The organism is Streptosporangium sp. NBC_01639 (assembly GCF_045209755.1).
GTDB lineage: Bacteria > Actinomycetota > Actinomycetes > Streptosporangiales > Streptosporangiaceae > Streptosporangium.
In genome coordinates this window covers 8,914,328-8,928,226 of sequence record NZ_CP109272.1, presented here as the reverse complement: position 1 = coordinate 8,928,226, position 13,899 = coordinate 8,914,328, and the positions used below count along the sequence as shown (strand labels likewise).

The 13,899-nt window shown below is 68.9% G+C and carries 12 protein-coding genes and 2 pseudogenes; 7 read left to right on the top strand and 7 right to left on the bottom strand.

Going from position 1 to position 13,899, the window contains the following annotated elements; genetic code table 11:
* Positions 1 to 345 precede the first annotated feature (345 nt).
* The 4 genes and pseudogenes from OHA77_RS40660 to OHA77_RS40645 all read left to right on the top strand — a co-directional run bounded on the left by OHA77_RS40660 (position 346) and on the right by OHA77_RS40645 (position 3,704).
* Positions 346 to 1,785: pseudogene (locus OHA77_RS40660) on the top strand (DUF4158 domain-containing protein).
* Positions 1,728 to 2,834 carry a Tn3 family transposase gene (locus OHA77_RS40655; protein WP_406314855.1) on the top strand — a complete coding sequence of 369 codons (1,107 nt, stop codon included), beginning with the start codon at positions 1,728 to 1,730 and terminating at the stop codon, positions 2,832 to 2,834. Before OHA77_RS40660 ends, OHA77_RS40655 begins: the two are co-directional and overlap by 58 nt.
* Positions 2,816 to 3,337 (top strand): annotated as a pseudogene (locus tag OHA77_RS40650) (Tn3 family transposase); the annotation flags it as partial. The gene OHA77_RS40655 and the pseudogene OHA77_RS40650, both read left to right, overlap by 19 nt.
* Before the next feature lie 208 nt (positions 3,338 to 3,545).
* Entirely contained in the window at positions 3,546 to 3,704 is a 159-nt protein-coding gene (locus OHA77_RS40645) for a hypothetical protein (RefSeq protein ID WP_406319981.1), read from the top strand.
* Here the strand turns inward: OHA77_RS40645 and OHA77_RS40640 are convergent.
* Positions 3,672 to 4,799 carry a winged helix DNA-binding domain-containing protein gene (locus tag OHA77_RS40640; RefSeq protein WP_406314853.1) on the bottom strand — a complete coding sequence of 376 codons (1,128 nt, stop codon included), beginning with the start codon at positions 4,797 to 4,799 and terminating at the stop codon, positions 3,672 to 3,674. The two genes, OHA77_RS40645 and OHA77_RS40640, sit on opposite strands and share 33 nt — an antisense overlap.
* A gap of 4 nt (positions 4,800 to 4,803) precedes the next feature.
* Complete coding sequence (locus OHA77_RS40635) at positions 4,804 to 5,373, bottom strand: ArsR/SmtB family transcription factor (RefSeq protein WP_406314850.1); 570 nt, start codon at positions 5,371 to 5,373, stop codon at positions 4,804 to 4,806.
* Between the two features lie 60 nt (positions 5,374 to 5,433).
* Between OHA77_RS40635 and OHA77_RS40630 the strand changes: the two genes are divergently transcribed.
* Positions 5,434 to 6,003 carry a dienelactone hydrolase family protein gene (locus OHA77_RS40630; RefSeq protein ID WP_406314848.1) on the top strand — a complete coding sequence of 190 codons (570 nt, stop codon included), beginning with the start codon at positions 5,434 to 5,436 and terminating at the stop codon, positions 6,001 to 6,003.
* Positions 6,004 to 6,377: 374 nt separating this feature from the next.
* Here OHA77_RS40630 and OHA77_RS40625 read toward each other — a convergent pair whose 3' ends face one another.
* Both OHA77_RS40625 and OHA77_RS40620 read right to left on the bottom strand, forming a co-directional pair.
* A complete protein-coding gene (locus tag OHA77_RS40625) occupies positions 6,378 to 7,691 on the bottom strand; it encodes an erythromycin esterase family protein (protein ID WP_406314845.1) in 1,314 nt (437 codons plus the stop codon).
* A gap of 91 nt (positions 7,692 to 7,782) precedes the next feature.
* Positions 7,783 to 8,547, bottom strand: coding sequence for an SDR family oxidoreductase (locus OHA77_RS40620; protein WP_406314842.1), 765 nt, complete (start codon positions 8,545 to 8,547; stop codon positions 7,783 to 7,785).
* 121 nt (positions 8,548 to 8,668) lie between these two features.
* On the opposite strand from OHA77_RS40620, the gene OHA77_RS40615 reads away from it, so the two are divergent.
* The gene (locus OHA77_RS40615) at positions 8,669 to 9,565 is read left to right on the top strand and encodes a LysR family transcriptional regulator (protein WP_406314840.1); all 897 of its coding nucleotides are present in this window, start codon (positions 8,669 to 8,671) and stop codon (positions 9,563 to 9,565) included.
* A 9-nt stretch (positions 9,566 to 9,574) separates the two neighbouring features.
* On the opposite strand, the gene OHA77_RS40610 is transcribed toward OHA77_RS40615, so the two are convergent.
* A complete protein-coding gene (locus OHA77_RS40610) occupies positions 9,575 to 10,615 on the bottom strand; it encodes a hypothetical protein (RefSeq protein ID WP_406314837.1) in 1,041 nt (346 codons plus the stop codon).
* Between OHA77_RS40610 and OHA77_RS40605 the strand changes: the two genes are divergently transcribed.
* On the top strand, positions 10,608 to 11,090 hold the full coding sequence (locus OHA77_RS40605; protein WP_406314834.1) for a cytochrome P450: 483 nt from the start codon (positions 10,608 to 10,610) through the stop codon (positions 11,088 to 11,090). The two genes, OHA77_RS40610 and OHA77_RS40605, sit on opposite strands and share 8 nt — an antisense overlap.
* A 77-nt stretch (positions 11,091 to 11,167) precedes the next feature.
* Here the strand turns inward: OHA77_RS40605 and OHA77_RS40600 are convergent, their stop codons facing one another.
* Both OHA77_RS40600 and OHA77_RS40595 read right to left on the bottom strand, forming a co-directional pair.
* A complete protein-coding gene (locus tag OHA77_RS40600; protein WP_406314831.1) occupies positions 11,168 to 12,409 on the bottom strand; it encodes a hypothetical protein in 1,242 nt (413 codons plus the stop codon).
* Between the two features lie 433 nt (positions 12,410 to 12,842).
* Positions 12,843 to 13,793: a LysR family transcriptional regulator gene (locus tag OHA77_RS40595; RefSeq protein WP_406314829.1), complete on the bottom strand. Its 951-nt coding sequence runs from the start codon at positions 13,791 to 13,793 to the stop codon at positions 12,843 to 12,845.
* Positions 13,794 to 13,899: the final 106 nt, after the last annotated feature.

Here is a 13,899-nt window from a genome sequence, read left to right as displayed (position 1 = left end):
ACCGTCGAGGACCTCGACCTGGAATTCCGTCGGGCAGATCGGTCTGCACGGTGAGGACGGTCGCCTCGTCCACGACCATGGCCTCGGCGAACGAGCCGCACCCGCACAGGGCCGGAGCCTGGCGTCCGTCGGGCACCTCGCCTGCGCCCGGCAAATGTCATGTGAGCTTCGCTTTCCGAGATCCGCGTAGGCGAAGGAACGGGGTCGTGGTCATATCTCGACGAGATTTCTCGATAGGCGCTGAGTCGCAGGTCAGCAGGCTGTCGGGGTTGTAGCGGGACGAGTCGGTCTCGATTTGGGCATACCGGCGAGTAGTAGCTGACTACTCTCCTATGGTGACGATCCGTGCATCATGAGTATCTGTCTGACGAGCAGGTAGGCCGCTATGGCCGGTTCGTGGCGGACCCGACGCCAGAAGAGCTGGAGAGGTTCTTCTTCCTGAATGAGGCCGCGCTGGCGCAGGTGCAGCGGCGGCGTGGTCTACACAATCGGCTCGGCTGGTCGCTTCAATGGGGGACCGTGCGCATGCTCGGCAGGTTCCTGACCGACTCCGGCCCGGTCGAGGTGCCGGAGGTGGCGATCCGGTATGTCGCCGAGCAGTTGGGGATCGAGGAGTGGAGCGCGGTCAAGCAGTACGGCGACCGGTGGCAGACCCCCTACGATCACGCGGCGAAGATCCGCAAGCTGCTGAAGTACCGGGAGTTCGGCGAGGCCTAGGACGAGCTTGCGGCGTTCGTGGCCTCGCGGGTGGCCAAGACGCGTGACTCCAAGCGGGAGTTGTTCGACCGTGCGGTGCTATGGCTGATCGAGAACCGGGTGTTGCTGCCGGGCATCACGACGGTGTCACGACTGGTGGCCGAGGTACGGCGGGCGGGGTTGAGCTCGATCAACCGGACGTTGGTGGAGGCGGCGCCGCAGCATATGCGCGGGGAACTGGTGGCCACGCTGGCCGTGCCAAGGGGCAAGAAGGTATCGGTGCTGGAGTGGATGCGCACCGCGGTGACCAAGCTGTCGGGCACGGGCATGTGCGAGGCCTTCGACCGGTCGGCGTATGTGCTGGGGCTGGGCACCGGGGCGGTGGACTGCAGCGCGGTGGCGCTGGTGAAGATGGCCGAGCTGGCCAGGTTTGGAACCACCGCGAAGGCATTCCGGATCAGGCAGCTGGAGGATGACCGGCGCGAGGCCACGCTGCTGGCCACGGTACGGCACCTGGAAGGCGTCGCGGTCGATGACGCGCTGCTGCTGTTCGACCTGCTGATGTCGACGAAGCTGCTGTCGCAAGCCGGCCGGGCCGGGGACAAGGCCAAGCTGCGCAACCTGCCCCGGCTGCGGGTGGCGGCGGCCCGGCTGGCGGCCGCGTGGGCGATCGTACGCGACACCCCGCCGGTCCGTGTCGCCGAAGATGGCGCGCGCACCGACACCACGGCCAGCGAGGTGGTGGACGCGGTGGTGCAGGTGATCAGCCGTGAGCAGCTGGAGGCGGCGCTGGCCACGGTCGCAGAGCTGTTGCCGTTGCCGACGGAAGAAGACGACGGTGATCTGGAATGGCGGGCGGAGCTGGTGGCCCGCTACGGCACGGTCAAGCCGTTCATCGGGCAGCTGACCTCCGTCATCCCGTGGGGAGCAACGGCCGCAGGCTCTCAGGTTGTCGCCGCGGTGAAGGCGCTGGTGCGGGTGACGGCGGCGCGCAAACCGGGCCGCGAGCACATCAAGGGTTCGAGGAGCTGGTGGCCGGATCGTGGCGGCGCCTGGTGTTCGACAATCCCAAGCTGGAGGCGCCGCTGATCGACCGTCCAGCGTATGTGTTCTGCATCCTGGAGGCCCTGCATTTGGCGCTGCGCCGCCGCGATGTGTACGCGGTGGGGGCGGACAAGTGGGGCAATCCGCGGGCCCGGCTGATCGAGGAGCGGCTGTGGGTACGCGAGCGCGCCTCAATGCTGACCGCGCTGGGCCTGGAGGGCGACCCGCGCGCTCATCTGCGCGAGCTGGCCGACCTGGTCGATGACGCCTACACCCAGGTCGCCGCCGGTCTGGCGGCCAACGCGTCGGTCCAGATCAAGGGCGGCAAGCTGCAGCTGTCGCGGCTGGAGGCCGCCCCGCTGCCCGAGGGGTTCAAAGTCGTGCACGACGCAGTGGCGGCGATGCTGCCGCGCGTGGACTACCCCGAGCTGCTGCTGGAGACGCATGCCAAGACCGGGATGTTCGACTGCATGGGCCACATCACCGGAACGCATCTGCGCCGCGACGACCTCGATATCTCCTTGGCCGCGCTGACGGCGGCACGCTCGTGCAACGTGGGCCTGGTGCCGGTGGTCAAGGCGGGCGAGGCTGCGCTCACCGAGCACCGGCTGCTGGGCGTGGAGAAGGGCTACTTCCACGGCGAGGGCATCGCCGGCGTCTCGGCCCGCCTGGTCGAGAGGCAGGCCGGGATCGACATCACCGCCGACTGGGGCGGCGGGCTGGTGGCCTCGGTGGACGGCATGCGGTTCGTGGTGCCGGTCCGGTCCCTGCACGCCCGGCCCTCGCCGCTGTACTGGGGAATCGGCAAGCGCGCACGCGGTTCGACCTGGCTGAACACCATCTCGGACAAGGTGATGGGGCTCGGCGGGCTGCTGGTGCCCGGCACGCTACGCGACTCGCTGTTCATCCTGGACGCCATCCACCGCCTGGACGCCGTCGAGCACCCCGAGGTGATCACCACCGATCAGGGCAGCTACAGCGACGTCGTATACGGCCTGTTCGCCGTCTGCGGCTACCAGTTCGCGCCGCGGCACGCCGACATCACCGACACCCAGCTGTGGTGGGTCATGTCGCCATGCTGGAGGGCGACATGACCCGCGGCAACCGCGCCGGCAACGCCTGGGGCGACTTCAACACCCTGGGCCTTCGCCGGGTGTCGCTGCCGACCATCGTGCAGCACTGGGACGACATGGTGCGGGTGGCCGGGTCGCTGGCCACCAATCAGGTCCGCGCATACGACCTGATCCGCATGATGATGGCCGATGGCCGCCTGACCGGTCTGGGCAGCGCCTTCGCCCACTACGGCCGGATCTTCAAGTCGCTGCATTTACTCCAGATCATCCATGTCGAGGAGTACCGGCGGATGATCGGGGCCCAGCTCAACATCGGCGAATCGCGCCATCAGCTGGCCCGCCGCGTCTTCTTCGGCAACCTCGGCCGCCTGACCAGGGGATATGAATGGGGCATGGAGGATCAGCTGGGCGCGCTGGGCCTCGGTCTCAATGCGATCACCTGGTGGAATTCGCTCTATATCGACGCGGCCGTCAAGCAGTTGGAGGCCGGGGCGATGGGGATCGAGGGCGGCCGGGTCAGCCCCGAGATCCGAGCCCGGCTCAGTCCGCTGGTGTTCGAGCACATCAACTTCCACGGCTTCTACCCCTTTCACCGTCCTAACCTGGGCGCAAGGCTGCGGGAGCTGCTCGATCCCAGCGCCCGGACGACGAGGAGTAGGCCCTTGAGCAGTAACCATTCGGCCAGTGGCGATAGCGAGGCAAGACGCGGAGTGGCCGCCAATCGGTGCTTCGATGAGCCCGGCCAACAGCGCGTACCGGCTGAGCGTGGAGACCTTCGCCATCCCGCTCTTCCTGCTCGCGAACGCTCTGCTACTGGTCGACACCTGCCGCGCCGCCTCCCGCCAAGCCATGATCCATCTACCGGACGATCCGGAGCTCCGCACCGGGTAGGTCGGACCACCAGCGGTCATAGCGACGGTAAACCCCCGGCTCGCGGTCGGCCAGCAGCGCCGCCAGCGCCTGCGCCTCGCCGGCCAGTTCGTCCCACACCTGGCCGGGCAACGGATGGAACGCGGTGGCCTCGATCCCATCCCCGGTCGGCCGCCAGACGCCGGCGACATAGCCGTCGACCAGGAGCGTCGGCAGGACATCGCCGTTGGTTCGGGTGACGAGCTTGCGATACTGCGGCGGGATGACCCGGCTACGGTCGGCGTGGGCGAGCAGGACGTTGTCCCACATGGGCAGCAGCCTTACCGGGGCGGGCGTGTCCCCCGCCGGGCGAGGCGCACCCGGCAGGTCGAACAACTCCGAGCCGTCCGGCCCGGTCAGCCGCTGGAGTGTGCCTGCGAGGGCGTCTATCGCGCCGCGGGCGCGCTTGCGGGTCACCAGCGCGAACTGCGCCACGTCGGCAGCCGTTGCCGGGCCGAACCCCTCCAGGTAACGCAGGATCAGCCTCTGCAGGGCCGGGTCGGCTTCGGCTCCGAGCGTCGGCGGGATTCCGGCGGCGATGTAGGCCGGGCGGGCGCCGAACGACCACGGCGCTCCCGTGACCGCGTGCAGGAGCGGCGCGTAGCTCCGCAGCGCCCACCACACGCCCTTCGGTGGAACACCGAGCCGCTCTTCGATCCATGACTGGATCTCCTCCGCGGACCGGGGCTGATCCGCGAAGGCCAGCAGGTCACCGACCAGGGCGTCAGCGTCGGCCGGGGTGAGGCCGCTGCGGGTGAAGCGCGGGTCGCCGAGCCGGGGGCCGCGCAGCGAGGGCTGCATCGCCTCATGGATGTGGGGGTGGTCGTCGGCGTGAACGGCGTGCAGCGTGATCCGCAGGAGCGTGGCCTTGACGATCTTGCGGTCCGCGAAGGCCGCGTCCAGGTCGGCCGGATCGAACGCGGTGATCCGATTCCACAGGGCCAGGTACGGCGAAGCCGCATGTTGCGCCTGCAGGGCGACCACCCGGCGCACCGTCTCGGCGGCATCGAGGGCCTCCCGCCCCAGCAGCAGCTGGCGGGCCAGGGTGGACCGGTTGAGCTCGCGCGTGGTGAGCATGCTGTCATTCCTCCCCGGCCGGCAGGGTCGGATAGTCCGTCATGGGATACAGGCCGACGGCGAATCCGTAGGTCGTCTCACCGGAGCGGGGCATCAGGTCGAACTCCTGCACGAGGTCCTTGATCCGGTGCCAGAACTCGGTGGCCCGGTCCGGCGAGATGCGGGCATGCCGGATGAACGCGTACAGCTGGTGAGCCTGATAGGCCGCGGCGGATTCCTTGGCCGCGACCTCGAAGTCGTTGAAGTCCAGCGGCAGCGGGCCGCCGCCCGGAGCTTGGCCGACGCCGACGTAGAACATCCGGGCCGTACGGCCGTAGTAGCGCTCGTCGATCGCCCGTACGCGCCGGGTCCGTACCACGTACAGCAGCCCAGCCTCGGTCAGGACGTTGACGTGGTGCGCGACCGTGCTCTTGGGCCGTTTGACCGCGGTGGCCAGCTCGGTCACGGTCGCGGCCCGCTCGTGCAGGAGGCCGAGGATCGTGGTCCGCAGCGGATCGCCGATGGCCCGGACCTGCTCTGCAGCGGTGAGCACGATCGTGTCGGCGAGCTCGTAGTCGGGAACATTGGTTGACATATCCAGATTAATCTATCATCTTCAACCGTTCGAGATATCTGGTTCATAAGAGGCGGCCACATGGCGGAGATCTTGCTGTTTCACCACATTCAGGGGCAGACGACCGGGTTCCTCGGCTTCGCCGCCGAGCTACGCCAGGCCGGGCACACCGTGCACACACCGGACCTCTTCGCCGGGCACACCTTCGCCGGCCTGGACGACGGCCAGGCCCACGCCGAGAAGATCGGCTTCGACACCCTTCTCCAGCAGGGTGTCCGCACTGCCGACACCCTGTCGAACGAGTTGGTGTACGTCGGCTGGTCGCTCGGCGTCATGCCGGCCCAGACGCTGGCGCAGACCCGGCCGGGGGCCCGCGGGGCACTGCTCTTCGAGGCATGCCTCCCCACCTCCGAGTGGCCGGAGCAGCTGCCCGTGCAGATCCACGGTATGGACGCCGACCCCTTCTTCGCCGGCGAAGGCGACATTGACGCGGCCCGCACCCTGGTCGCCTCGGCCGAGCACGGCGAACTGTTCGTCTACCCGGGTGACCGCCACCTGTTCGCCGACGCCGGCCTGCCCTCCTATGACGCCCACGCGGCCGCGCTGCTCATGCGCCGCACGCTCGACTTCCTCGGCCGGACCGCACCATGACCGACAGGCCGCCTCCGGTGCGTGCGCCGGTGGCGAGGGTGGCGTGGTGCGCCCGAGCGACGGCATGGACGGCGGCGAGACCGAGTCCGTAGCTGTTGGAGCATCAACGGAGACTGGGGCAACCCGATCAGCATCTTCGCCGAGTTCCGGTAACCGCTCCACAATCACCTGTTTCATCCGGCCTCGCGAGCGCGAGGCCGGATCAGCTCGCGAACCGCACGCTGTCGCCACTGGCCGATCGGTCACTGCTCAAGGACCGGCCCGTCGCTGGTAGGCCGTCCGCCTCCTCCCTCATCCACACCACCCGCATCCGTCCCTCGGCGGAGAGTTGCCTAAGCGGCTGAATGGGCGCGCAGCCCGTGTGCTGGGGTTGTTCAGGGCAGGAGGTGTGCGGCCTTGACCTGGTGGAAGTGGATCACCACGTCGAACGAACGCCCCAGCGAGGCATGGAAGGCCTGGTCGGGTGACCAGAAGCCGCCGCCGATCACCCGGGTGGGGCGAGCCTGGGCCAGCCACTGCTTCGCGGGGCGCGGTGCCGTACGCGTGTCCAGGATGTAGTCACGGTAGCGGACCTGGTCCAGGACGTATTCGTTGTAGTCGGCGGGTGCGGCCTCGACGGAGCCCTTGCAGGTCAGGGGCCGCTCTGCGGGCTTGATGCCGTCCGGGCAGTCACCCTTGTCGATGGTGAAGTTGTAGCCACCCTGGTCGAAGGTGGTGCCGACGGTGACGAAGCGGTCGCCGAGCCGCTTATGCAGCACGCCACCCATTGGGGCGGGAACGTACGTGGTGTCGATCGGGGTGTAGCTGAGGTGCGCGTTCAACCCCGACATCTGGATTTTGTCGCCGGTGGTCCTGTTCCACCAGGCGATGTTGTCGGCCAGCACGGTGTCGCGGTAGACGGCCGCCTGGCGGCGTCCCTGGGCGGTGGCCTGGTCGAAGGCGAAGTCGGTGAAGGTCTGCGACAGTGCGCGGGCGTGCTGCACCACCCACCGGTCCGCGCCGTGCTTCTGCAGCAGCTTGAGCGCCCGGGTGGCGCGCTCGGCGTTGTCCTGCCGGGTCTTCAGCGGTACGGCCAGCGCCATGCCCATGTACTCGCCCGCGTTCTTCGTGGTGGGGCGCAACCCGTCGTACAGCTTGGTGAACTCGTCCAGCAGGTCGGGCTGACGCTGCTTGACGTAGCCGAGAACCTTGTCGAACAGGAGGTCACCGGGGTAGAGCAGGTCGGCGCCCATGAACTGCACCTTGCGCGGGTGAGTGGTGTTGTAGGCGCGCATCCACTGGACCAGGTTCAGGAATTCCTGGTTGTCGAACAGGTCGTAGGGGCCCTTGACCTCGTCGCGGAAGATGGCGCGGGGGTCGCCCTCGCCGTGCAGGACGTAGTCGTTGAGCCGCACGCCGGTGCTCCAGCTCAGCTCGCGGGCGAACGTGGTGAAACCCTTCTCGGTCACCAGGTAGCGAAACAGCCGCTGGTTGAGGGTGTAGAACTCGGCGGTGCTGTGGGTGGCCTCGCCCACCCCGACCACCTGCGCGTTGCCCACCATGGCGCCGAAGGCGTCCAGGTCGCGGGTGAGCGGCTTGGCCACGGTGTCGAGCGCGGCGACCACCTTCGCGTTGCCGGTGTCGGCCAGCGCCGGGGAGGTGATCGTGGCGAGGGCCAGGCCGAGCGCGAGGATCGCGGTCTTCTTCATATGAGTGCTTCCAGAACGGTTGAGTGGTGGTACGGACAGGGGAAGAGCCTGCTGGGCTGCGCTGACAGCCCAGCGACGGTGTGCTGCCAGCTCAGATCTTGGGCCCGAGGAAGCAGCCGCCCGAGGCGTCGATGACCTGCCCGGTCACCCACCGGCCGGCATCGGAGGCCAGGAAGGCGACCACGTCGGCGACATCCTCGGGCTGCCCGACCCGGGGGATGGCATTGCCGGTCCCGACCATCTGCTGGATCTCGGGGTTGCCGAGCATCCACGGGTTCATGTCGGTCACGGTCGGTCCGGGTGCCACCGCGTTGACCGTGATGCCGCGCGCGCCGACGGTCTGGGCCAGGGAGCGGCTGAGTACCTCGATCGGGGCCTTGCTCATCGCGTACGGGGCCTCCGGCATCGCGATCCTGGTTGCCGCGGTGGTCACGTTGATGATCCGGCCACCGTCATTGAGCAATGGCAGCGCCCGCTGGGTGATGAACAGCGGCGCCTTGGTGTTGATCGCCACGAGCCGGTCGAACGCCTCCGGGGTGATTACGTCGATCGGCCCCCCAGTGTTGATGGCGGCGTTGTTGACCAGGATGTCCAGCCGTACCTGGCCGGTCCACGCCGAAAGGCCCGCCTCCAGCCCGGCGAACAGGGCATCCACGTCCCCGGGCACGCCCAGCTCGGCCCGCACCGGGAAGCCCCGGCCGCCGTCCTTCTCGATCAGCTGTACGGTCTCCAGGGCCGCGGCCTCGTTGCTGCCGTAGTGCACCGCCACCAGTGTGCCGTCGGCGGCCAGCCGCCGCGCGATGGCTCGGCCGATCCCCCGGGAGGCCCCGGTTACCAGCGCTGTCTTGTCCGTCATCTCGTTACTCCAGAATCAGCCGACTTTGTCCGACAACTAGGATCGGCTCGACGGAGCACCGGAACAACGACAAAGATCGCAAGGTGGCATTAACCCAGCGGTTAATGTGAGAGGAGGGATTGTGGAGCTGCGCGACATCGAAATCTTCCTCACGCTCGCCGAAGAGCTCCACTTCGGCCGGACCGCCGAACGGCTGCGCGTGACCCCGGCCCGGATCACTCAGGCGATCAAGCAGCAGGAACGCCAGATCGGCGCCTCCCTGTTCGACCGGACCAACCGCACGGTACGGCTCACGCCGCTCGGCCGGCAGCTACGCGACGATCTCTGGCCGATGTACACCGGCCTCCAGGACAGCATGCACCGGGCCAAACTGGCCGCCCAAGGCATCACCGCCGTCCTGCGCGTCGGCTCGATGCCGGTCAACACCCACGACCTGCGCCCCTTCTGGGACGCCTTCCGCAACCTCCATCCCGAGTGGAGGCTGCAGATCCGGCATGCCCCCTTCATCGATCCGTTCGCCGGGCTGCGCCGCGGTGACCTCGACATTTTGATCACGTGGCTGCCGGTCGAAGAACCCGATCTGACGGTGGGGCCGATCGCGCTGAGCGAGCCACGAGTCCTGGCCGTGTCCGCCGACAACAAGATCGCGCAGTTCACCTCCGTCTCACTGGAAATGCTCACCGATTTCCGGCACGTGGACGGCCCGTCGATGCCGGAGTACTGGTTCGATGGCTACGCCCCGTTCCAGACCCCGCGGGGCCGCCAGATCGAACGCGGCCCCATGACGCGGAACACCGAAGAGGTCCTCTCCCTGGTCAGCGCCGACGAGGCGGTCAGCTTCTTCCCCGCTCACATGACCCGCTACTGGACCCGGCCGGATATCGCCTATGTGCCCGTCAGGGACATGAGCCCGCTGCCGTACGCCCTGGTGTGGTCCACCAAGGCGGAAAACGAGCTGATCCGCGCCATCGCCCAGATTGTGAGGGACCTCGGACCACTTCACCTCAGCGGCCCGTGAACCGGAGGATCAATACCGGCCTCCGAGCTTGATGATCCCGTTGCCGGCAATCTCGACCGGGGCCCCGGCCTGACGATCACGTGGGCAAGGACGAGCCATCCTGTCCGAGGTCGTCGGCCTGTCATCGCGGTCGCGGAGATCTTCCGGTCGCCCTGTTCGCGATGGCGCATGGCTTCGATCATGAAGGTGCAGGCGATCGCCCAGCGGTCCGAGCCGCTGCGCACCCGGGCGATCTCTTGATCGAGCAGCTCGTCCAGCCCGAGTATCGCCGCCATCACCAGCACTATCGTCAGCAGCATCGGATAGCGGCGCAGCGCGCCCGTGCGCGCAGTCGCCGATGAGCGCGCGGAGCCGCTCGTGGTCAGTGATCGGCCCGCCCTCGACGCCCACCAGGTGGATCGCGGTGAACGCGGCGCGGGCGTCCGCGGGCAGCGCGTCGCCGAACTCGGTGACCTTGGCGATGTAGGTCTCGGCCCGGGCGTCGTAGCGGAGCATGACCCAGTACCAGTACAGCGGTCCGAGCATCCGGGCCGCGGTCTCGGCGTCGTCTCCGTCGATGGCCGTTTGCAGGGCGTACATCAGGTTGTCGTACTCGGCCTGGAACAGCCGCAGCGACTCCGCCTGCTTGTCCGAGCGCAGCAGCGGCTCGTGTTCGTCGGCCAGGTCCGCGAAGTACCGGGTGAGCCCACGCAGGACGGTGTCGGTCTCTCCTGCGAGTCGGAGCTTCCCCGCCGCGTGTGCCCGGATGGTTTCCAGCATCCGGTAGCCGTCGCCGGCCCGCTCCACGATGGATTTGTCGACCAGGGAGTCCAGGAGGTAGACGACCTCGTCCGCGGGACGCGTCTCATCCGCGCAGACCGCTTCGATCACAGCGATACCCGTCCGCGCCGGAAATATCGATATCCGGGCGGCCAGTGTGCGCTCTTGTGAGATGAGGAGATCCCAGCTCCACTCAATGACCGCATGCAGCGTCTGCTGGCGGGGCTGGGCGGTCAACATGGTGTTCACGCTGATCCTGGCCGGCCACGAGACCACCGCTTCGATGATCATCCGAGGCACGTTCAGGCTGCTGTGCCACCCCGCCCAGTACGCCGAGCTCGCCTCCCGCCCCGACCTGCTGGAGCCCGCCGTGGAGGAGACCCTGCGCCACGAGGCTCCCGGCAGCAACGGCATGCTGCGGCGGATCACGGCCGACGTCGAGATCTCCGTCGGCACCGTCCCCGCGGACAGCGTCGTCCTGCCGAACCTCTTCGCCGCCGACCACGATCCGGAGGTGTTCGAGGACCCGCTGCGGTTCGACATCCACCGCTTCGCCGGCGCCTCGCCCACCCCGCACCTGGCGTTCGGCCACGGCCCGCACTACTGCCTGGGCGCGAACCTGGCTCGCATGGAGCTGCAGGAGGCGTTCCGTGCCCTGGTGACCCGCCTGCCGGGACTGTCCGCGCAGGAAGACCTGGCGGCCGTACGGTGGAGCGATGGCGCCTTCGTCTACCGCCCGGTCCGGCTCCGGGTCAAGGCCGGCTGACCGAACCCGGAGACGGTGGCGGCGCACCCCCCCGGGGGTCGTCGCGGCCCAGCAGCGCTACGACCCGCATGCGACGCTCAGCAGTTCTTCTCCTCCTTGAACACCATGTACAGCGCCTGGCTCGGCCCCACCGCCAGCAGCCGGCGCGCTTCGCCGTACCGTTCGAGGCCGCCTTCGTCCGTCCGCCAGAAGCGGCCGTCCTCCTCGGCGTCCGCCCACACCAGCAGACGGCGCTCCGGCCCGCCCACCCGCCGTACGAGCTCGCGAAGGAATTCCTCCAGCAGAAAGGGCACGAGCTCGCCCGCCTCGTGATCGGCGGCTTCCCGCCGGCAGGCGGCATCGAACACCTCGGCCTCGGCGAGGAACCCCGCCGTCGTCAGCGGTCTCATTCCCTCCCCCGCGACCCATCCCGCCCGCTCAAGGCCTTGCGCCGGATCGCCCAGCTCAAGTGGATCCCGCTCCTCCAGTACGGCGAGATCGTCGAGGTCATGCTCCTGAGCCTGAGGATCATCGGGCACGGGGTATTCGTCCTCCAGATACTCCTCCTCATAGCGCCGGGACCATACGGTGTCGCTCCACCAGCGGCGGACGGCGGCAAGCTCGGGAGCGGGCGGCAACCCGTGCTCGGCCAGATCCACCCGGAACGCGCCATACCCGGCCAGGCCCAGCGGGGCTCGCAGGATCGTTCCGGCGCAGACGGCACGCAGCCGTACCTCAGCGAGCGCCAGTCCGGCCTCCGGCAGCGACGGACAGGTCTCGCACCAATGTCCGGCGAACGAACAGGCCGGGTCGTGGTCGTCCCGACGACCGCTGCCGCGACCGACGCTGATACGGATCAGCCTGGAGCAGAAGGAGAAGACGACATGCGTCTCCTCACGGGCCTCGGGTCCGGTGGCGAGGTCGGTGACCGCCACCAGGACCGCCTCATCCGCCCACTCGAGAACGGCCCTGCCGAACGCGGCGGAGAGCAGACCGAGGCGCCGCGACGGCGCCGTCCGGAACACGGCCTGGCGGACGGTCTCGACCGCGTCCTGGACGTCGACCGGCTCGCAGGCGAACGGCTCCCGCATCGGTCCGCTCGGCGACAGGGCCGGGAAGATCCCGCACTCCAGCAGGGAACCGGCGAGCAGCGGGCCATCGAAGTCCCGCACATCCACCGAAAGGCGCGCCGCATAGGCGGGGTCTTCGTCCGAGTCCTCGTCCAGCCACCGGTTCAGCAGGTGCGCATGCGCCGCCACCTGCGTTTCCTCGTGCCAGTCGAGCGACAGAGCGTCGTCATCGCAGACATGCCCGAGAAACTCGCAGATCGTCAAATCCAACGGTCTAACCCCTTCGCCTGATCCCCGGGGTCCGGGGCCGTACCGCTCACGAGGGTGGCCTTCAGCCTCCGGGCCGCCTCCTGAGAGCGTGCTGCCCGTCCTGTGGTCAGCAGGTCCGACGGTAGGGGATCTCCGAAATGTACGTCTTGCGATCCGCTTCGGACGGCGGGCAGCGCTGGCGTGATTCACGCGTGCCCCGGTGGACGGCTACGGGCATCAGCTCAGCCGGGGAGATGCAGGCGGGCACGCTCAGCTCGGCAGTGGTCCCAGGTCGCGGACGACACGGGCGAAGACGCGTTCCTGCTTTTTGATCGACTGGCTGATCCGGGCCACGGAGACGTGCAGCCGCTCGGCGACCCGGCCGAAGTGCAGTCCAGCATATGCACCTTCACACCTGGCGATCTGTGGCGGTAGCGACCGCGGGGCCGCCGGTCTAGCGGACCGTGAGCTTGGCGTGGTCGGTGTCGGGCAGCCAGTCCCGCTGTGGTGTGTAGTCCAGCCAGCGGCGGGTGCGGCCCGTCTCGGCGAAGCCGCGCAGCAAAGTGTCCAGCAGCGGGTGGCGGTGCGCGGTACGCCAGGCCAGCGACCACGCGTACAACGGGGTCGGCTCCACCAGCGGGATGGAGCGCAGGCCCGTACGGTCGGGAAGCGGCGCGTCGGCCGGGAACAGCGTGAAGCACGAGGCGTCGGCGCGGATGTGCTGGACGAGGTGGTCCAGGCCGAGGTTGGGGCCGTCCTGGCGGCGGGTGATCTGGAAGTCGTCGGCGAAGCGGCGCAGGAAGTCCAGGCGGGTCAGCTCGGCCGGGCACCACAGGGTGCTGTCGCGCAGGTCGGACGGACGCAGCTCGGCGGCGTCGGCCAGCGGGTGAGACACGCTGACCACCGCGTCGACCGGCTCCAGCCGCGCCAGCCGCGCGGTGAGGCCCGCGTCGAGGCCGCCCGCGAGCGAGTGCACCCGGCCGAAGCCCAGGTCGGTGTCACCGCGCAGCAGCGCCGCCGCGACCGAGGGCCAGTCGCGTCCCGGGCCTGGCTCCAGCCGGACCGTGTCGAGCGCCCGCACCGCCTGAGCGATGGTACGCATCGGCGCGTACAGATGACCCCAAGTGTCGATGCGAACGACCGGCCCGCCGCCCGTCACCGCCGCGACCGCGCGTTCGCCCGCCGCCAGCGCCTCGTGCGCGGCCGGCAGGAACCGCTCACCCGCCTCCGTCAGCCGGGTGCCGCCCTCGCGTTCGAACAGCCGGGCCGCCAGCATCGTCTCCAGCCGCGCGACACGCTTGGACAGCGCCTGCTGGCTGGTGCCCAGTCGGTCGGCGGCACGCCCGAAGTGCAGCGTCTCAGCGGTCACGGCGAACGCGCGCACCAGAGCCAGGTCAAGATCCATGCCCACGACCATAGGCGACAACCGGGCGTTGTCGGCCAAGCGGTCGCGTTGTTGGCCCGGCCACCACCTGATCCGGTGAAGTAGTCGCAGACGCCACCAAGGAGGC